The following is a 17,394-nucleotide window of genomic DNA, read 5'->3' as shown; positions in this document are numbered from 1 at the left end:
GAAGGGTAACTCCGCTGCCGAAGTCAGCGAGGACGGGCGTGACCCTCCGCCCGGTGCCTCGTCCACACCGCCACGTCGCATACCCGCAGCGCACTCACCGTCTCCGGCACCCCCGCGCTCTGGAGCAGCTCGAGCAACTGGCGATGCAGGGCATGATCGTCCTCGCGGAGCGCGGCATGCAGCGCAAGCCAGAGCGAGGGATGCGGGCGGCCCAGTGTGCCGGGCCGGTCCGTGATGACGCTCGGGCCGGGATCGGGATGACGGCCCATGACCTGAGTGAGACTGAACAGAGCGCCGATGACGTCGCCGTCGGGGAGGTGCTCCGGCACCGTGTCCGGGGATACCTCCATGGCCCTGCGGGCCGGCGGCATGAGGGTCTGAGGAACGAGCAGCCTGCGGGTCTCGTCCCGAAGCAGGTTCCGGACACGGCTGCGGACCGGCTCATCCAGCCACTCACCGGTGAAGTGCGCCTCAACGGCCTGCACGGACACGCCGGGCAACTCCAGGGCGTTGAGCACCTGGGCGCAGAACCGTATGACGCCTTCAAGCGGGAGACGTTCCAGCTGGCGCACGGCGTAGTCGGCGGGCAGGTCGAACCCGAAGATCTCATCCGGCGTGAGATACGCCGCGCCCAGGTCTATCGGCGCGGGCGGCTGGATGGTGGCGGGCACCAGCAGGCCGCAGGGGTGCTCGTTCCAGCGGGGCACGAGAGCCGTCGCGGTGGATCCCTGCGGCACCGGGCACCCGGCCGAAGGGGTGGCGGCCAGATAGCCGGTACGCAAAGACGCGGGCTCGGCCTCCGTGAACATCCTGCTCAGCGTTTCGATCTTCTGGGCGAGGCGCTCTGCGGCGTCCACCGGATGACTGCCGCACCCCTTCACGAGAATCTAATTCTCATATAGAAAGAGTCATGATTGCCTGACTGCGCAGCTATGTCATCGTCATCATGGCATGCCCACGTCCATCTCTGACCTTTCAGTGATCAATGCCGACCGGGAGTCGGAGATTCCCCCACAAGAGCACAGACGATCAAAGGGAGATTCATGCGTACAAGGACCAGGGGCCTGGCCGCCCTGGTGGCTCTGGTAGGCGTCACCGCCTTCCTGTCACCGGCTCAGGCCGCCCCGGACCCTCATGCCGTGCCGCCTCCGCCCGCTCCCGAACGGATTCGGACCGAGAGCCTGCCGCTGCCGCCGACCGCGCCCTCGGAGGCGGTCGGGTCGTGCACGAGCGCCGTCAACCCCCGCGGTACGGGGTGCATGGCGGCCGACTGGGGTTTCGGCATGCGTGCCGGAGGCTTCCTGCCGGACAGCCGCACGGTCACCGTCAGCGTACGGTTCACCGGTGCCCCGGCTGCTCCCGACCCGGCCGGCGTGTACAGCGGAACCCAGCTTCTCCTGGTGCGGACCGACGGCAGAACCTTCCCGAACGGAGACGCCTGGAAGTGCCTCACCTGCGGCACCCTGCCCGCGAACCGGCAGGGCATGAACCAGGACATCAGCTACCCGCAGCCGTTCGCCGACGGCAAGCGGGTCCTCTACGGGACGAACATCGTCGACTGCGGCCCTCACCTGCTGGCCTCGTCCGCCTGCACCCCAGCCCGTCTGCACATCTACCCGATCCGCTGGAACAACGCCGCGGACGGTTCCGGGCCCGGCGGCTCCATCCGGGAACTGCGCCTGCACCCCGACCAGGTGCACCTCGGCTTCAACGCCACCACTGTCACCGGCGGACGCCTTGACCAGTACGGCTACTTCGGCCGTCTGCGGTTCGACCCCACCCCCGAGACCGGCGCTCCCCTCGTCCCACGCTACGAGGTGGAGCGGGTCTCGCGCCTCTTCGACGCCTCCCCCACCGCGCAGCCGGTGCACGTCGACCCTCGTGACGGATCGAAGCTCGTCTTCGACCCCCAGCTCGCCGGCTTCGGTGAGCTGCGCGGCTTCTCCAAGGACGGCAGGGAGGTCTTCTACGTCGGCTACCCGGTGGAATCGTCCAACATCGACCTGATGGCCATCGACCTGCGTACCGGAAAGGTCCGCCGGATGACCGCCGACCCCGGGTACACCGACCCCGGGGACTCCTCCCCGGACGACCGGTGGATCGTGGCCCTGGACACCCGCGGCTACGACCGCATGTCGTTCGCCTCCGGCATGACCGGAATTCCGGCGATCACCGATCTGCTCACCACCTCCGTGGTCTCCTCGTTCCGCAACAACGGCCAGCGGCGCTTCTTCCAGCCCTATCTGATCGACCGTTACGGCGACCGCGGCTCCTACTCCGGGCAGCGGCTCAACTACTCCAACACCTCCCCGGACTGGAACGCCTCCGCAGACCCGCGCTGGTCCCCTGACGGCACGGCGGTCGTCTTCAACGAACGGCTGATGTCGGCGCCCTCGTGCGGCGGAGCCAACCCGCTGCCGTGTCCGGTCTCCACGGAACCGGGCGGTCGCCGCACCCGGCTGATGATCTCCCGCCTGGTGGACCGGGAGCCGGTGCACACCCGCCCGGTGAAACCCCACTCCGACACCATCCCCTGGGGCAGCGCCTATGTGCCGGGCAGCGCCGCACCACAGCGGCCCTACCCGCCGCAGGGCGCCTACACCCTGCGCGGCAAGGCGACCGGCAGCGCGAAGGTCGACATCGTGTGGGACGACGCCACGAGCACCGTGAAAACGGTGTCCGTGCGCTACCGGCACTACTCGGACGACGCCAGGAACTTCCTCGACGGCTCCGAGAACGTCACACGCACGAGCACCAGCACGACCCTGACCAGCCTCGACTGGGACTCGGATCTGGTGAAGACCGGCCGGAGCGGCAAGGTGCTGGCCACCAAGAAGACCAGCCCGGACGGCTTCCACGTCACGATCGACCTCTGGCAGACCGTCTTCCGGGCGACCGGCACCCTCACCACCACAGTCGGCTCACGGACGTACCACCAGCCCGCCAACGGGACCTGAACGGACCCCACCGGGTTCGGGTGGCACGACCCGAACCCGCGGTACGGGCCACCCGAACCCTCCGGCGCCAGATCGCCTCCTCCAGACAGGAGTCAGCATGCCGACCCGGACGACCAGGCATCCGATCACCAAGCACTACCGCCTCGCGACAGCCCTGTTCGCGGTCCTGGCCCTGTGGCTGGGCGCGATGCCGGGAGCGTCGGCGGACTCGCGGGCACCGGCGCCGCGGCCGCCGTCCGTGTCGCCCGCGCCGAAGCCCGAGCCGATCGCCGTCAGGGAGCTGCCGGTACCGCCGACAGCCCCACCGGGCGACGCCGGGGCCTGCACCAGCGCCACAGGCTGCGTCAGCGCGGTCACGGCAGGCGGCTTCCTTCCGGACGGACGAACCGTCACGTCGGCGTCGTCGTCCTGGCCGCATCCGCTCATGACAACGCCGCTGGCATCGCCCTGCTCGACCAGGCCGCCGAACGCTGCGGGATGCGCCTGGAGAAAGCCCTGGTGGACCAAGGCTTCAAGGACGAAGTCGTCATCCATGGCGTGTTGTTGGACATCGACGTCGAGGTCGTCCGCCGCAACCCCGAAGACCAGGGCAAAGGCTTCGTTCCGCAGCCGAAGCGGTGGATCGTGGAGCAGGTCAACGGCACGTTGATGTTGCACCGGCGTCTGGCCCGTGAGTACGACCACCGGCCCGACACCTCCGCCTCGCGTGTCTACTGGGCCTCGATCGCGAACATGACTCGCCGCCTCACCACCCCGAGCCCGGCCTGGCGCGACACCCTCGAGCTGGCCGCATGAACATCACCGAGCTCCTGGCCGATCTCCAGGCACAGCACGATGAGACCACCGTCCGGGCCGGTGAACTACGAGACCAGATCGAGCACTTGACCGCCGCCCTGGCCGAGGCCGAAGCACGACTGGCGGACCTGGCCACCACCCGGAAGGTCATCGCCGAACTCGCACCGGCAAGAGAGGACTCTGAACCGCCCGAGACGAATACCGCCTACCAGGCCATCGTGAACGCCTTCAACCAGTACCCCGACCAGGAGTGGCGAGCCCGTGAGCTGCATGAACTCCTCGGCATGCCCACCGACGAGGCCGCCGTCAACGTCACCCGCGCTCGCCTCGGACGCCTCACCCGCCAAGGCTTCCTCACCCAGCCCGGACGAGGCCGCTACCAGAAACGGACTTAACGTCCACTGAGGAGGAGCTGTTCGCGTCCGTCGACGCTCCGTTGATCGGGAAGCCGCGCCTGCCGCCTCCGGCGGAGCGTGCCCCGGCTGCGTGAGGAGGCCGCCGGGGTCACCAGGCCCGCCTCGCCGCCGCGTTGAAGACCACGACCCGGTCGTGGACGGTCACATGATCCCCCAGGCTGCCGTCCCGTCGTCCCGGAGGGGCATCCGAGGCCGACGTGCCTGAAGGCGGCCCGAACTGCCGCCCAAAGCGGAGGCCACGCGAATTCACATGACAGTTGCGAGCCGGCTCCGCGATCATTGGCCGATGACCACGAGAGCGGACCTTCTCAGTCTGAGCATCGTGTGCCCTCCGCCCGACGAGGGCGGCGTGGAGGTCCGCCCGATCGTCAATGGCCGGGATCTTCTGGCCGAGGTACTCCCCGGTGGCGTGGGAGGCTCCCGGTACCTGGGAGCAGGCCCCAGGCGCCTGCTGGGCCAGGAAGGGCCGTTGCATGCCACGGCGACGCCCCACGAGGTTCGTCTCGCTTGGTCCGGGTGCGGCGTGGAGGAGTGCTGCGGCGCGCTGTACGTGACGGTCACGCGTGACGGGGATCATGTCGTCTGGGCGGGCTGGCGCGACCTTGCCAACCAGGACTTCGACCTGCCGGAGCTTCGGTTCACCGCGGACCGTTACGAGGCCGAGGTCCTGCGAGCCGGAGAGGACCGGGGTTGGGAGCGGCCGGCAGAAGCGGTCGCGCGGCTGCTGGAGGCGGGGCTGAGGGGATGCGGGGACTGGCTCGTAAGGTGGGACTGCGAGTTGGAAGGCGTCTGGGCCTCCCGCGGGGAACCCGATCGCATCCACGTCGTCCTGGGGCATCCCCGTAACCGGGCCAATGCGGATCTGCCCTGGCTCCAGTTCGGGGTGACCCTCCTGATCTCCGCGGACCCCCCGTCGGACCAAGCCGAGCGCCTTGAAGCGCGGCTGACCGCAGGCGATCCCCGGGCGGGCGCCGAGGTCTGGGGAGGTTCGCATGACGCCGAGCAACTGGGCTACCCATGGCCCCCGGTCGACCCGCTGTTCCTGTGAAGGGCGGGGAGAGGCGGGGTCGGGCCTTTCCTTTGCCGTCGGGCATCCACTCGCAACCGCCGTCCCCGTGGGGAGGTGTGACCGTGCGGGTGCGGAATTGCGTGCCGCCGATCATGTGGATCGTGGGGAAAGGCGCGACCGCCGACACCAGTCGGTGAAGAACTGGGAGAACGGCCGCAGTGCCTGAAGCCCGCACGGCTGGATGCCTATCAGCGCTGCTAATTGGATGTGCGGCGAAGTACCCCGGCCCCGGCGCGGCTTCGACAGCCTCGGTTGCGGCAACGGCGCCCGCGGCGTCCGCCGAACCGGCCGCGTCCAGGGCGGAGACGGCAGACGCCCCGCAGGCTCCCGTCACGACGGCTGCGGCGCCGGCGCGCCCGCCCTTCGGACCCGCTGCGGCATCGCGGCGTCCCGCCGCGAAGAGGGCGACGCAGCGCGCAGCCGACCCCCCCTTCCCGCACGGCCCCCTCGCGGTCCTGGACGGCGACGGCTGCGCGTACGGCGTGGACGGGATCGTGCTGGACTGCCCGGCGACCGCGATGGGGGATCTGGTGGAGCGGACGCTGCATGAGTGCGGCCTCGGCGCGCCGCAGCACGAAGCGGAGGGCGCTGCCTGTTCGGGTCCGCTGTGGATGGTCAGCGGCTGCCCCACGCCAGGAACGGGGTGACGGTCGCCGAGGGAAGAGTGACCGGCGCGGGCCTCGCGCCCTCCATTCGGTGGCCTCGACAGCCGACGACGACGCGCAAGGATGCGGCGGGATGTGCGCTGTACTCGCCGGGCTGGTCGATCGGTTCGGTCACTGCTGTCGTTCCTCCGCTGTGATTGCGCTTTCGTACAAGACTCCCGGCCGTCGGTGCCGAAGGTTAGGACCTGCTCGGTCATCCGGGCAGCCAATGAGAAGAAGCCTGCAACTGCCGGCGGGCCGGCTCAGGCTCACTCTGCGTCGACGGCGACGACCGACCGCCGACGGGACGGGCCGCGGCACCGCGGCAACGAACAGGGGGAGATGGACCCATGCTCACACGAACGAAACGAAGCGGACTCCTCGCCGTGCTGGCGACAGCCGGACTGCTCGCCGGCGCCTCCCAAGCGGCGGCCTCCCAACCGGAATCGGCCGCCCCGACCGCAGCGCGCCAGACTGCCTCACTGGTCTACTTCAACACGGTGATCGACCAGTGGAGCCACTGGACCCCCGACTGGCACAACGACTCGCACGCCGGCACGTTGTACGCGGGCCGGAGCTACTTCTACTGCTACACGTACGGTGTCACCTACACGGGCAACGGCCATACGAGCTCGGTGTGGCTCCGCACGGACGACGACACGGGCAACCGGAACGTGTGGGTGAGCGACGTGAACCTCGACCCGTACGGGTTCAGGTACGACGTCAACCTGCTGCCCCACTGTTAGGCCGTTTCCTTCAAGTGATCTCGCTGACCAGATGAAGACGGCGGCGAGACAGACGGCGGCGGCCTTGTCGTAGCGACCAGGCCGCGCCACTGCTTGAACGTGTCGATGGACCGCTCGACGGTGCTGCGCCGCTTGTGCGCCTCGCGGACGAAGGCCGGCGGGCGGCCGCCGGATCGGCCTGTCTTCTTGCGCCTGGCGATTTGATCGGAGGATCGAGGAATCACCGCCCCAACCCCGCGTCGGCGGAGATGGTCCCGATCGCGCGGGACGAGTAGGCCTTGTCGGCCAGGGCAGCGTATGGCGGGCTCCTGTCCGATGGACCGGGGCACCCGAAGCCGGGTCATGACCTGGGCGGACGCGGGTGCGTCGCCTGCTTGGCCAGGTGTGAGCACGAAAGCGAGCGGTCGGCAGTTGCCGTCCGCGGCGAGGTGGATCTTGGCGGTCGGCCCTCCGCAGGACCGTCCGAGGGCATGGTCGACCGGCTCGCGGTCAGGGCCCCTTTGTTGACGGGCACCGGCGGCGCGCTGGTGAGCTCGGACGATGGTCCTGGGCAAGTCCTTCGCCGCCGGCCACGACAAGATCGCCGAAGCAGCGCTCATGGCCCTCAGGCACGGCGGGTCCGTCGCTCAACTGACCCGCTCATCCGGACACCGAAACCTCTGGCCACTACAGCCCAACGCCTTTCGCGCACTGTGGACATCTCGTTGAGCCGCCGAGCTGCTCCACCCCGCGTCGGCGTCCACGGCAGCTCTGATCGCTTCCGTCGTACGACGGTGAGGGGCGCCCGATGATGATCGGGCGCCCCTCGGGCGTTCACTCGCCGCTGACCAGCTTCTCGTAGGCCTTGGAGTCGAGCAGGCCGTTGGAGGAGGCTTTCCCGTCCGTCCTGATTTTGAAGAGCCACGCGTCGTAGGGCTCGGAGTTGACCAGTTCGGGCTCGTCGGTGACCTCCTCGTTGACCTGGACGACCTCTCCGTTGACCGGGCAGAAGATCTCGGACGCCGCCTTGACCGACTCGACCGTGCCGACGGGATCACCCGCCTCGACCTTCCGGCCGACCTCGGGCAGTTCGAAGAAGACGATATCGCCCAGGTTCTTCTGGGCGTGGTCGGTGATGCCGACGGCCACGATTCCGCCGGTCTCGATACGGATCCACTCGTGGTCGTCGGTGTACTTGAGTTCAGCGGGCACGCTGGTCATGGCTGCTCCATCAGGCAGGGCGTCGGATTGCGGTGCAGGGACAGCCTGAAGGGTGCGGCACCCAGAGTCGTGCATTTCAGGCATGACGGTCAACCGTGTGGATGACGACCAGCCGGTCGGGTCCGGACCTGCGGAGGGCGTCCGGTGTCGGGCGCCGCCTGGTCGACGATGGGCGCGAGGTCGTCGAGTTCCTCGGGGGCGACAGGGCCGGTCTGCTCGGCGAGGAGGCGGATGCCTGGTACGCGATCGGGGATCGGGCCGATGGTGAAGTCTGCCCATGAGGTGGGTGGGCCTTCCCCCGTGATGGTGGGCACGCGGTCATTGATCACGCGGCGAGTGTGATCTCAGCGGCGTGGTGTCGGCGTTCGTATGCGTTGGGGCTGAGGGGCCCTGTCCCGTCGCACGATGGCGCAGGCGCTCTATCGGCTTGCCGGGCAGCTGATGTGTACTGGAGGCCTGCTGCATCGAGGGGGAGGCATGCCGAGCTCACCGGAGCCGGGGACACGGGAGTCAGCGCATGAGGAGGAGCCCTGGCTCAGCAGTGACGAGGTCGCGAAGCTGTGGCCGGTGCGCAAGGACTGGCTGCCGGGTGTCGCCCATCGTGCGGACGTCCGCGTCCGCAGATCCGGCGGGGCAAGCCGGGGCACATGGGGGGCGGAGCCGACCTTCTACCACTTCCACCCAGGAGACGTCCGCAGGGCCGCGCCGGCCATCGCCGAGGGACACCTCGACATCCCGTCGAACTGGCGCACCGACACTCCCGACGGTCGGCGGACAGAGTTCTGGGGCACGCTGATTGCCCGTGTCGCCGGCACGCTCCTCCTCGTGGCCGTACTGTGCGGGCTACTCCTCATCCTGGGCACAGCGGTCTTCTTACTGACCGTGGAATGATCACCGGCGCCGCAGCCGACGCGCAGCGCTTCTCGTGACGCAGCCAGGGCCGGCGCTGGCGGCGGAAGGGCTGTCGCATGGGCATTTTCGACAAGCCTCTGCCCGGCGTCTGTCGCTTGTGTCGACGACGGGCGCCGCGCTGCGCTGAAGCTCACCGCTGCCCAGGAGTCATTTGGTCAGCGTCAGGGTCGCTATCGCGACGAGGAGGATGAGGGTGAGGAGGGTCGTAGCGGCCGTGCGTATGAAGCGGTCGCGGCGCAGGAGGCCCAGAGGCTGGCGGGGCCGGTTGAGCAGTTGGGCGATCTTGAGTCGGGTTCGGGTCTGGTGCCAGGCCGTCCAGTCGTCTGCGTCGCATCCGTAGGAGTGGAGGAAGGCGTGGAGCAGTTCGGTGCTGGTGAGCTCTTGGGGTTTGAGCAGGTCGCGCAGGTCGCGCTCCTGACCGCCGTCGGCGGCGGCCTTGTCCAGGCGTGCGACGCTGCGGAGGGCGCCGGCTTCGTCCTCGCACGGCAGGGCCGGGTGGAGAATGGGCCGCGGCTGCGGCAGGGAAGGGGAGCTGATCGATGGGACGCATGACCAACCCATATCTGCCCGACACGGACCGAGGGGCACTGATCGTCCTCGACACCGACCAGCTTGAACTGGCCGGCTTCCCTGACGGGGGCGTGTTCAGGATGCTGCACACGACGGCTCACCTGCACGGGCACACCCTCGCAGTGCCCCAGGCAGTGGCGACCGAGCACCTCGCGCACCACCGCTTCGAGGCCCGGCAGCCGACGGGGCACTCACCGCAAGACGCCGCCCGCCGCCGACGTGAGGCTCTCCACGCGTTCTTCGCGATCCTGCCGACGCCCGAAGGCGCCGCGGAGGAGGCCTTGGACCGAGTGGCCGAACGCCGTCTCCCCGCCCGCGCCGCATCGGGCGACGGAGACGACGGCAAGGCCGAAGCCCACGGCATCCGGGACACCGTGGTCTGGCTGACCCTGCTCGCCGCCTTCGAAGACCGCAACCAGATGCTCTGGTTCCTCTCCGGCAACCAGAACTTCGCCGCGCGCACCGCGTTCCACCCCGACCTGCGTGCAGAAGCACAACATCGTCTGGGCACGGACAGATCACTCTTCCTGGGTCTGATGCAGGACGGCATTCCCGCGCTGTTGAAGCGTTGGGGCACCAAAGTGACGGTAAGCGCCGAGGACTTGAACCTTCTGGCGCGGTCGGAGCCGGTTGCCCAGCAGGTGCAGGCAGCCGTACTCACGGGACCTGCGCGACCTTTCGCCCCGGACTTCCCGGCGCCCGGCACGGGTCCCCTGGCCTTCGACGGCCGGCTCGGCAGACCTCTGGCCTATCACGTCGACGACAGGCTGTGGGTGCCCAGCCGAATCCGCTGGAGAGCCCGGGGGGAGGAACACGCCTGTTCCGGCTCCCCGTTCATCATCACGCGAGTGCTGCTGGAGGTCAGCGTCGAGCCGATGCACGTGCTGGGCGTGACGGTCCTGGACGTCAGCACCGCCGAACCGCCCGCTGCGAGAGGGCGGCATGAGACCTGATGCTCGATCGAGGCCCTGCACGGCGATGGCCGCGTCCGTTCCACGCGGCGAGATCCGCCTCGTGGACGGCGCTGCTGCGGGTGCGCGACGGGCTGGCGTTCAGCGAGCGCGGGGAAGCGACATCGGCGTCGACGCCACCCCGATCCCGTCCTGGCACCACCCGCCCAGCCGCCGCGAGCTCGCCTCCGTCGGTCACTCTCGTGGGCGACGATGAGCACGGAACAGCGTCACGAGCGCCAGGGAGCGCGCCTCGAATCGCAGGCCCTCGCGGCTGGCGGCGCCTGGTGAGGAAAGCGGCGATGGCCTGCCCAGACAACTCAGCTCTCCGCTGCTGGCTCCGCGGTCATGTGGCCTGCGGGTTGATCATCACTCGACGCCCCCGGCAGGGCAGCAAGTGCGGCGAGCCAATACGTCCCGTGGCTTCGGCACAGACCGAACGTTGCACGCCCGCCTATGCCTGCGTGCAGCGTGGTCGCAGGATCGGGTTCCAGGCAAACCAGTCCAGGTTCTCGGCACCCAGTTTCCACGGCGACTCCAGCAGCAGTTCCCGGGTCGCCTCGAGGTCCGCGGTGACGGCAGCCGGAGCTGGGCCCATCTGGGTCATCCAGTCGCCCTCCACGCGTCAGAACTCCTCGTCCTTGCCGCGCAGCCGACACACCGCTGCCTCCACGCAGGCAGGCCACCTCGGCATCCCGTAGTGGTCGTCGCGGGCCCCGAACCATGGTGCGCTGGCGAAGACAAGGAAGTCGTCCGGCGACAGACTCTGCTCGAAGTGCGCGAGCATGTCGATGCGCTGTTTCGCGTGCTTCTCGATGTCCCCGAGGAACCCCCAGCCGAAGTCCGTCAGGGTTCCCTCGCATCCCGGCCAGACCATGTCCCGGTCGAGGACCAGGTCCTCCAACTCGTAGAGACGGAACTGATCGTCGGAACCCAGAATGTCGAACGCCCACCGGGTGAGCCAGGTGTTGCGGGCGAACATCGTCCCGTCGTGCAGTGCCTTGCCGCGCCGAGCGGCTTCGCCGGATCCACCGCGAGAACGAGGAGCAGCCCGCCACGACGCGGCGGCGCAGCGGTGACCGACGCGCCCAGCCGAGCCTGACGGCGTCCTGCTGCGGAGTCAGGAAGAAATGCCCGCCCGGGAACTGCGGAACGTGAACGGACCGCTGGTGAAGTCCCGCCACGCCATCGCCTGCTCCACGCCGACCCGCGGATCGGACTTCCCCGTCAACACGCTCAACGGGCAGCTCAGCGGAACCCCCGGACCGTCCGGCCGGTAACGGTAGGTCTCGACGGCGGTGAAATCCGCACGCAGCGCCGACAGCACCATCCGCAGAACCTCTTCGTCGGCCAACACCCCCGGATCCGTGCCCGACAACGCGCTCATCTCCGCGATCAACGCCTGATCGCCACGCGTGTGCACATCGTCCACGGCATCCACGTCAGGAGGACGACGCCCGGACACGATCAGCCCCAACGGCGGCCAGCCCGCCCGCTCCATCCGCCGAGCGACCTCGAACCCGAGGATCCCGCCCATCCTGTGACCGAACAACACCACCGGCAGATCGCCGAAAGGCCGCAACACCTCGAAGACCCGGTCCGCCAAACACCCACCGACGTCAACGCCGGCTCATGACGCCGATCCTGACGCCCGGGATACTGCACCGCCAACACATCCGCGCATGCCGAGAGAACCCGCGCATAAGAAGCCGTATGCCTATCGATCATGAGCGCGGTTCTGATCGAACGGGGTCCCAGGTCGAGTGATCTTGGCCGCGCGGGCGCATGAAAGCAGGACCTCCGGTGCAGCACGAGGGTTGCGAAGCCAACTCGAGCGCCAGGAGGCCCTGTTGTCCCAGTCTTGCGTGACGGACCTGTTCCCGTCCAACTCCCGCGTGTCGGCGTGCGATTGCCTCGCTCACCGGTTCGGGAACGCGGCCGACCGCCCGGAGAGGGCGCCGGTGTATCCCTCCGACATGACGGATGAGGAATGGGCGGTGGTGCGCGACGCGATGCCGGTCCCGGCCTGGCTGGAGGGCCGGGGCGGACAGCCGGAGGGCTACTGCCACCGGCAGATGCTGGACGCGATCTTCTACGTCACCGACAATGGGATCAAGTGGCGCTCCCTGCCTGTCGATTACCCGGCATGGGACCGCGTGTACGCCTACTTTCGCAGGTGGCGACGGGCGGGCCTGGCCCGGGAGTTCCACGACCGGCTGCGCGGAAGGGTCCGTGAGGCCGAGGGCCGTCAGCCAGAGCCGACGGCAGCGATCATCGACTCGCAGTCGGTGAAGGGCGCCTCCTCGGTGCCCGCCGCCTCACGCGGCTACGACGGCGGCAAGAAGATCAACGGAAGGCGCCGGCACGTCATCACGGACAGCATCGGCCTCGTCTTGATGGTGCTGGTGACGGCCGGACACGTGACCGACCGGCAGGCCGCCCGCGTCATGCTGCCCCATCTGCGGGCGCGGTTCCGCACGATCACGCTGGTGTGGGCCGACGGCGGCTACACCGGCTGCCTGGTCGACTGGGCGAAGGAGAAACTCCAGCTCACGCTGGAGATCGTCAAACGCAGCGACGACATGAAGGGGTTCGTGGTGCTGCCGAGAAGGTGGGTGGTCGAGCGCACCCTGGGATGGCTGATGCGCTCGCGGCGCCTGGTGCGCGACTTCGAGACACTGCCCGCCTCCAGCGAGGCGTTCATCTACTTCTCGCAGGCCATGCTCATGAGCCGCCGTCTTGCCCGGACAGCCTCCCGGCCCCGGCAGGAGCGGTCACAGTGGACTGCCGCGGCGTGAACCGTCCAGACGGCGACACCGCCAGCCAGCCCCGCTCGGCCAGGCGCCTCGCCTTGGACCGCACCCCCTCGATCTTCGCCGGCACCAACTCCAGCCCCAGCCCGGACGCGATCTCCTTCGCCGGCACCCCCTCACCGCCTCCCGGACCGGACTCCACCACCTCCACGATCCGCCGGTAATCCGGCGCGAGCGCCTCCACCGTCGTCCCCTCCCCGAAGTGCGGCACGATCGACCCCGCAACCGGGACCTTCACCGCTGTGGTCTCCGGCACCGGTTCTGGCGCCTCCCGCACGGCCGCATCCGCCGCATCACCAGGGGCGGCCAGGGCCTCGGCCAGCTCCGCCCGAGCGATCGCCCGGCGTTCCAACACCGCCTCGGCCGCGGCGAGTTCGGACAAGATCCGGTCCGCCTCCACCTGAAGTTCCTCCACCCGCACCCGGGCAACGGCCTCCCGCTCCTCCAGCAACCCCATCACCGACGCCACCGGCCACCTCCGCATCATCCAGGACGAACTGATCGCCCGAACGCTCCCACGACGACACCGGAACCATGCCTGAGCAGCGGAAACTCAGTGATCACATCCGGAAAGACAACGGCTTCTAAGAGAAGAAGACCGACGCCGTCCCACCCGCATGCAGAAGACACACCAACCGCACCCCCTCACCCCCGCACCCCCGCACCCCCCGACGGATGAAAACGCCGAACCCACAACTCACCATCACGATCAACGCCAGTGCCATGAACGCTCATACGCCCAGACGGTGAACCCACGCCATAAAGCCACACTAGCGCCCGCCACACCCCCACCCGGCTCGGCCAACTCCCCGGGGACCACACCGGAGCAGCTGGCGCCACTCGCTGGAACAACTCCCGCAAACCGTCCGGCACCAGACGCCCCACCATCGCCATCACGGCCGCCAGCCTAGTGATAAACCCAGTTTAGACGGTTCCTTAAGAACCGGTTTAGGACCCCCTCCTATCCTGCTCACACCACAACACCCCCACAACCAAAGCAGACCCACACCCCACACCCCGCACCCGCACCCGCACCCGCACCCGCACCCGCACCCGCACCCAAAGGAGACACCCCATGAACCAACCCAACGCCATACTCAAAGGCGGACCCGCCTTCCAACTCACCGACGAAGACCGCATCCGCTACATCGCCGACACCACCACCAAAATCAAACTCCTCAAAGGCAACCGCTACGAACACTTCGAACCCACCCACACCACCATCACCCACAACAACGACCAACAACTCCACGTCTACACCTGGACCGGCTATACCTGCGTCGCCGAATAACACACCCCCAGCACACACCAACACCGAACGCCGCCACGACCAACACACCACACCACAGCTCATGCTGGAAACCGAAACAACGGAACGGGTCACCCCCGACCGAACCACCCGCACCACACTCCCCGACAACCCCCCTCACCTCATGCCGGAAAGCCCGCCCGGCGACGCGACCGGAAACCAGACCAACGACCGCACCCGACACTGACACACCCGACCCACACCCACCCGCAGGGCCCACAACACCACAGCCCACACCCCCACCGCTCCGCCAGCGTTGCCTCGCCGACGACTCCCGGCCCTCTCACCGGAGCACTGACCCCGCCGGGGAACGCGCTCACCCGCCCCCGGCAACCCACCTCTACGCCGGTTTCCACACCTGGCTGGAGGCAGACACCACGAGGTCCGGCCCGACCCCCAGCGGGCGACGCCCACCACCACCGCGATCCAGGCCCGGCACGCCGACACCCCGCACCGCCGCCCAGACACCCGTCGGCGGCCCGGGCTGCGCTGCGTGCTTGCAACTGTCACACAAATGCGGGTGGGAGTCCTTCGAGGCTCCCCAGTCCTTCGCCTGTCCCTGTGCCGCCTCCCACCGTTCGTCGGTGAACTTCGCCCCGCAGCCGGTGCAGACGGGACGACGGGCCTCCCGCTCGGCTGCCTGCTTCGCCGCCTGCTCCTGAGCCGCCCGGCGCGCCTGTGCCTGGAACTCCTCCTCCCGGACCCTGACCACTACGCGGGCACGGGCATCGGCCACCTCACAGCGGGGATTGCCGATCGCCTCCCGCAGGGGGCTGCGTGTGGTCGCGGCCGAAGCGGAGGAAAACCGATCCTTTCGGACCGTGCTCGCGCAGGTTCTTCAGCCCAGTCACGATGATCGGAATGCTCCCGTAGTAGTCGTGGAAGCCCGTATGCCGCTGCCCCTGGCACAGTTGACGGGTCATCTCTTGCAGGCGCGGGAAGATGCGGTTGGGGTTGCGCTCGCCGATGCGGTTGAACACCAGCAGGACGGGCAGGCGCTTCTTGTCGCCGCACCAGGTGTCAGGCGCGCTCCAGCGGGTGCGCTACCCGAACGGCTACACCTGACACTTCCCCCGCCCGGGCTGACGACTGCCCAGCCGCACGGAGGGCTGACGCCGAGCCCCGGCCGGCCGGGGTGGGTCGTGGTGCGGTCGATGTGCGGTAGTGGTGCGGCCGTGGGTCAGCGGATCTCGTCCGGCTTGACCACGAGCCAGTTCTTGTCGGCGGTCACCGGCTGGCCGAGCTCCTCCTGCCGGGCCGCGTTCGCCTTCTGCATGTCCTGGATCTGCGTGAGGTACTTGTCCTTGCGGTTCACCCAGATCCTGGCACCGCCGTGCTCCACGTCGAGGGACTGGAAGAGCATGGGGCCGTCGCTGACCGGAGTGTCGCCCGCGACCAGGATCGGCTTGCGCCACTGGTCGATGTACGTGCTGATGGCGGCGGGCTTGCCCTGGAACCAGGTCAGCGGGGCCCACAGGCTCGAGGTCAGCTTGTCGTCGGCCAGTTCACGCGGGTCGTAGCGGCCCTCGGAGATCTCCTTGCGGGCGGTGGTGAGCTTCCCCGTGACCGGGTCCTTGAGCAGCATGGAGACGCCGATCACGTTCTGGGGCTCGGCGCCGTAGCCGTGTGCGGGGTCGGACAGGACGTCCCGGACCAGCTCCTCGCCGGCGGCGCTGACGACGTAGACCTCGATGCCGTTGTCCCGCAGGACGTGGTACAGCTCCTGCATGCCCCGGTAGAACTGCGGCGGCTGCACCTGGGTCTGCGTCAGTCGGTCACCGTCGTAGTACTCGGCCGGGACGGGCTTGCCGTACGCCAGGAGGTCGTCGACGTACCCCTTGAGCTGCTTCAGCGTGAATCCGGAGAAGACCTGGGCGACCCAGGGGTAGCAGACCTGGTCGTCGATCTCGCAGAGCCGGTTGTAGTAGCTGTAGAGGCTCTCCTTGTGGTGCTTCGTGTCCTTGAAGGGGATGAGCCTCAGGGACGGGTCCATCGTGGAGCGCTTGAGCTTGCCCCGCATCTCCAGGTAGGGGAGCAGGGACTCCTCCAGGTCGTAGCGGTAGGTGGTGTTGTCGGCGTCGAAGACCGCGTACTCGCCCTGGTGGGCGTGGTCCGCGATGACCTGGCCGAGCTTCTCGGCGACCGGAGCGGGCCAGTGGCGCAGCTGGTCCACCACGGCCTTCCCGTGCGGGCTCGCCGCCGTCGCTTCCTGGGGTGGCCACAGCCCGACGACGCTCGCGATCAGCAGCACCGCCAGTGCGCTGCCCATCGCCGACAGACCGAACCGTCTTCCCCTGCGTGCTGCCATCTGGCCTCCCTGGTAACGAGGTCCGAACACCGGGCCGTCCGAACACCCCGTCAAACGCGGCAATCATGAACCCGCCATTGCTTGATACGCAACATGCTGCGCAATACGAAATTCACTGGGCGACTCTGGTCACCCGTCAGCCACGTCGACCTGCAGGGACGACCGAACACGTTTGGCCGATCGTGTTCTTCGGCGAGTGGACAGGCGAGACACTGATTGCCGGCCAGAGCCTTCCGGTCACACCTGGCTGCGGGGACAACCGGGCCGGCCCCCGTACGTCCACAGATGCCCATGTCCCCGATCGTTCCCTCACTGCCCCCGCACCTGGTCCAGCACGGCTTCGATCACGTCCCGGCGGTGGAGGCCGCAGACGGCGCCACCGCGGCGCAGCTCGCGCCCGAGGCAGAGCAGCTGCCGGGATTACTGCCGGGCATCGCGGAACCGGTCGTCTTCCCCGTGACCGCACCGCCCGACGACTCCGCCCCCTGCGCCCACGCCTTCGTCCTGGACTAGGTCGGCGTCACCTACCCGACGGCGATCCGCGAGTAAGCCACGCACGCCCCCGCGACTGCCGCGCCGGGGATCGCCCGCACTATCGCGCACTTCGTCGGCCAGATCCTCGCCAACGCCCCCACGGACGCCGTCCAGGCTCTGCAGGCGCTACGCGATGAACAGGCGGCGCGGGCCCGTTGACAGGCCGCACAA

The 17,394-nt window shown here is 68.7% G+C and carries 21 protein-coding genes and 2 pseudogenes; 10 read left to right on the top strand and 13 right to left on the bottom strand.

All coding sequences use genetic code 11. The features are described 5' to 3' along the window. Positions 1-23: 23 nt before the first annotated feature. Entirely contained in the window at positions 24-857 is an 834-nt protein-coding gene (locus C6376_RS39840) for a DUF6308 family protein (RefSeq protein WP_107448008.1), read from the bottom strand. Positions 858-1,043: 186 nt separating this feature from the next. Between C6376_RS39840 and C6376_RS39835 the strand changes: the two genes are divergently transcribed. From C6376_RS39835 to C6376_RS39820, 4 genes and pseudogenes are all read left to right on the top strand, one after another. After that, on the top strand, positions 1,044-2,957 hold the full coding sequence (locus C6376_RS39835) for a hypothetical protein (protein WP_107448006.1): 1,914 nt from the start codon (positions 1,044-1,046) through the stop codon (positions 2,955-2,957). A 393-nt stretch (positions 2,958-3,350) separates the two neighbouring features. Then, positions 3,351-3,752 (top strand): annotated as a pseudogene (locus tag C6376_RS39830) (IS5/IS1182 family transposase); the annotation flags it as partial. Beyond that, on the top strand, positions 3,749-4,147 hold the full coding sequence (locus C6376_RS39825) for a hypothetical protein (RefSeq protein WP_173985820.1): 399 nt from the start codon (positions 3,749-3,751) through the stop codon (positions 4,145-4,147). The pseudogene C6376_RS39830 and the gene C6376_RS39825, both read left to right, overlap by 4 nt. 307 nt (positions 4,148-4,454) lie before the next feature. Then, positions 4,455-5,216 carry a hypothetical protein gene (locus C6376_RS39820; protein WP_107448004.1) on the top strand — a complete coding sequence of 254 codons (762 nt, stop codon included), beginning with the start codon at positions 4,455-4,457 and terminating at the stop codon, positions 5,214-5,216. A gap of 636 nt (positions 5,217-5,852) precedes the next feature. Here C6376_RS39820 and C6376_RS44200 read toward each other — a convergent pair. Continuing rightward, positions 5,853-6,017, bottom strand: a complete 165-nt coding sequence (locus tag C6376_RS44200; RefSeq protein ID WP_159083407.1) for a hypothetical protein — start codon at positions 6,015-6,017, stop codon at positions 5,853-5,855. A gap of 214 nt (positions 6,018-6,231) precedes the next feature. Here C6376_RS44200 and C6376_RS39810 point away from each other — a divergent pair, with 214 nt between their 5' ends. Then, complete coding sequence (locus C6376_RS39810) at positions 6,232-6,627, top strand: hypothetical protein (protein ID WP_107448002.1); 396 nt, start codon at positions 6,232-6,234, stop codon at positions 6,625-6,627. Here the strand turns inward: C6376_RS39810 and C6376_RS39805 are convergent. The 3 genes and pseudogenes from C6376_RS39805 to C6376_RS44195 all read right to left on the bottom strand — a co-directional run. Then, positions 6,624-7,106, bottom strand: a pseudogene (locus tag C6376_RS39805) (transposase); the annotation flags it as partial. The gene C6376_RS39810 and the pseudogene C6376_RS39805 overlap by 4 nt on opposite strands. A 334-nt stretch (positions 7,107-7,440) precedes the next feature. Next, complete coding sequence (gene gcvH / locus C6376_RS39800) at positions 7,441-7,827, bottom strand: glycine cleavage system protein GcvH (RefSeq protein ID WP_107447997.1); 387 nt, start codon at positions 7,825-7,827, stop codon at positions 7,441-7,443. Positions 7,828-7,916: 89 nt separating this feature from the next. Next, positions 7,917-8,156, bottom strand: coding sequence for a hypothetical protein (locus C6376_RS44195; RefSeq protein WP_159083406.1), 240 nt, complete (start codon positions 8,154-8,156; stop codon positions 7,917-7,919). Positions 8,157-8,304: 148 nt separating this feature from the next. On the opposite strand from C6376_RS44195, the gene C6376_RS39790 reads away from it, so the two are divergent. Continuing rightward, positions 8,305-8,718 (top strand): hypothetical protein, encoded by a 414-nt coding sequence (locus C6376_RS39790; RefSeq protein WP_107447993.1) that lies wholly within the window; start codon positions 8,305-8,307, stop codon positions 8,716-8,718. Positions 8,719-8,886: 168 nt separating this feature from the next. Here C6376_RS39790 and C6376_RS39785 read toward each other — a convergent pair whose 3' ends face one another. Beyond that, positions 8,887-9,300 (bottom strand): hypothetical protein, encoded by a 414-nt coding sequence (locus tag C6376_RS39785; protein WP_107447992.1) that lies wholly within the window; start codon positions 9,298-9,300, stop codon positions 8,887-8,889. On the opposite strand from C6376_RS39785, the gene C6376_RS39780 reads away from it, so the two are divergent. Continuing rightward, positions 9,279-10,262, top strand: a complete 984-nt coding sequence (locus C6376_RS39780; protein ID WP_159083405.1) for a hypothetical protein — start codon at positions 9,279-9,281, stop codon at positions 10,260-10,262. The genes C6376_RS39785 and C6376_RS39780 overlap by 22 nt on opposite strands. A gap of 451 nt (positions 10,263-10,713) precedes the next feature. Here C6376_RS39780 and C6376_RS44875 read toward each other — a convergent pair whose 3' ends face one another. The 3 genes from C6376_RS44875 to C6376_RS39770 form a co-directional block, all read right to left on the bottom strand. Further along, positions 10,714-10,866 (bottom strand): hypothetical protein, encoded by a 153-nt coding sequence (locus C6376_RS44875; RefSeq protein WP_216825719.1) that lies wholly within the window; start codon positions 10,864-10,866, stop codon positions 10,714-10,716. 18 nt (positions 10,867-10,884) lie between these two features. Then, the gene (locus tag C6376_RS39775) at positions 10,885-11,241 is read right to left on the bottom strand and encodes a hypothetical protein (RefSeq protein WP_216825718.1); all 357 of its coding nucleotides are present in this window, start codon (positions 11,239-11,241) and stop codon (positions 10,885-10,887) included. A gap of 138 nt (positions 11,242-11,379) precedes the next feature. Next, positions 11,380-11,865 carry a thioesterase II family protein gene (locus tag C6376_RS39770; protein ID WP_254076263.1) on the bottom strand — a complete coding sequence of 162 codons (486 nt, stop codon included), beginning with the start codon at positions 11,863-11,865 and terminating at the stop codon, positions 11,380-11,382. A 370-nt stretch (positions 11,866-12,235) separates the two neighbouring features. Between C6376_RS39770 and C6376_RS39765 the strand changes: the two genes are divergently transcribed. Next, a complete protein-coding gene (locus tag C6376_RS39765) occupies positions 12,236-13,057 on the top strand; it encodes an IS5 family transposase (RefSeq protein ID WP_254075816.1) in 822 nt (273 codons plus the stop codon). On the opposite strand, the gene C6376_RS39760 is transcribed toward C6376_RS39765, so the two are convergent. After that, positions 12,984-13,541, bottom strand: coding sequence for a hypothetical protein (locus tag C6376_RS39760; RefSeq protein ID WP_216825569.1), 558 nt, complete (start codon positions 13,539-13,541; stop codon positions 12,984-12,986). The two genes, C6376_RS39765 and C6376_RS39760, sit on opposite strands and share 74 nt — an antisense overlap. A gap of 606 nt (positions 13,542-14,147) precedes the next feature. Here C6376_RS39760 and C6376_RS39755 point away from each other — a divergent pair. Further along, positions 14,148-14,363 carry a DUF5988 family protein gene (locus C6376_RS39755; RefSeq protein WP_107447989.1) on the top strand — a complete coding sequence of 72 codons (216 nt, stop codon included), beginning with the start codon at positions 14,148-14,150 and terminating at the stop codon, positions 14,361-14,363. A 358-nt stretch (positions 14,364-14,721) separates the two neighbouring features. Here C6376_RS39755 and C6376_RS39750 read toward each other — a convergent pair whose 3' ends face one another. The 3 genes from C6376_RS39750 to C6376_RS39740 form a co-directional block, all read right to left on the bottom strand. After that, positions 14,722-15,117, bottom strand: a complete 396-nt coding sequence (locus C6376_RS39750) for a hypothetical protein (protein WP_107447987.1) — start codon at positions 15,115-15,117, stop codon at positions 14,722-14,724. 1 nt (position 15,118) lies between these two features. After that, complete coding sequence (locus C6376_RS39745) at positions 15,119-15,361, bottom strand: hypothetical protein (protein WP_107447986.1); 243 nt, start codon at positions 15,359-15,361, stop codon at positions 15,119-15,121. Positions 15,362-15,561: 200 nt separating this feature from the next. Next, the gene (locus C6376_RS39740; protein WP_107447984.1) at positions 15,562-16,689 is read right to left on the bottom strand and encodes a phosphorylcholine phosphatase; all 1,128 of its coding nucleotides are present in this window, start codon (positions 16,687-16,689) and stop codon (positions 15,562-15,564) included. A 291-nt stretch (positions 16,690-16,980) separates the two neighbouring features. On the opposite strand from C6376_RS39740, the gene C6376_RS39735 reads away from it, so the two are divergent. Next, a complete protein-coding gene (locus C6376_RS39735; RefSeq protein ID WP_159083404.1) occupies positions 16,981-17,202 on the top strand; it encodes a hypothetical protein in 222 nt (73 codons plus the stop codon). Positions 17,203-17,394: the final 192 nt, after the last annotated feature.

Source organism: Streptomyces sp. P3, assembly GCF_003032475.1.
Classification (GTDB): domain Bacteria; phylum Actinomycetota; class Actinomycetes; order Streptomycetales; family Streptomycetaceae; genus Streptomyces.
The sequence above is the reverse complement of the archived record's forward strand: the minus strand, read 5'-3'. Positions and strand labels throughout refer to the sequence as shown.

Excerpts from the sequence above, each read along its gene's own strand:
- C6376_RS44875 (WP_216825719.1), bottom strand. The coding sequence starts at position 10,866 with ATGACCCAGATGGGCCCAGCTCCGGCTGCCGTCACCGCGGACCTCGAG.
- C6376_RS39765 (WP_254075816.1), top strand. The coding sequence starts at position 12,236 with ATGACGGATGAGGAATGGGCGGTGGTGCGCGACGCGATGCCGGTCCCG.
- C6376_RS39825 (WP_173985820.1), top strand. The coding sequence starts at position 3,749 with ATGAACATCACCGAGCTCCTGGCCGATCTCCAGGCACAGCACGATGAG.
- C6376_RS39810 (WP_107448002.1), top strand. The coding sequence starts at position 6,232 with ATGCTCACACGAACGAAACGAAGCGGACTCCTCGCCGTGCTGGCGACA.
- C6376_RS39755 (WP_107447989.1), top strand. The coding sequence starts at position 14,148 with ATGAACCAACCCAACGCCATACTCAAAGGCGGACCCGCCTTCCAACTC.
- C6376_RS39785 (WP_107447992.1), bottom strand. The coding sequence starts at position 9,300 with ATGGGTTGGTCATGCGTCCCATCGATCAGCTCCCCTTCCCTGCCGCAG.
- C6376_RS39735 (WP_159083404.1), top strand. The coding sequence starts at position 16,981 with ATGTCCCCGATCGTTCCCTCACTGCCCCCGCACCTGGTCCAGCACGGC.
- C6376_RS39775 (WP_216825718.1), bottom strand. The coding sequence starts at position 11,241 with ATGTTCGCCCGCAACACCTGGCTCACCCGGTGGGCGTTCGACATTCTG.
- C6376_RS39820 (WP_107448004.1), top strand. The coding sequence starts at position 4,455 with ATGACCACGAGAGCGGACCTTCTCAGTCTGAGCATCGTGTGCCCTCCG.
- C6376_RS39740 (WP_107447984.1), bottom strand. The coding sequence starts at position 16,689 with ATGGCAGCACGCAGGGGAAGACGGTTCGGTCTGTCGGCGATGGGCAGC.
- C6376_RS39835 (WP_107448006.1), top strand. The coding sequence starts at position 1,044 with ATGCGTACAAGGACCAGGGGCCTGGCCGCCCTGGTGGCTCTGGTAGGC.
- C6376_RS39780 (WP_159083405.1), top strand. The coding sequence starts at position 9,279 with ATGGGACGCATGACCAACCCATATCTGCCCGACACGGACCGAGGGGCA.
- C6376_RS39790 (WP_107447993.1), top strand. The coding sequence starts at position 8,305 with ATGCCGAGCTCACCGGAGCCGGGGACACGGGAGTCAGCGCATGAGGAG.
- gcvH (WP_107447997.1), bottom strand. The coding sequence starts at position 7,827 with ATGACCAGCGTGCCCGCTGAACTCAAGTACACCGACGACCACGAGTGG.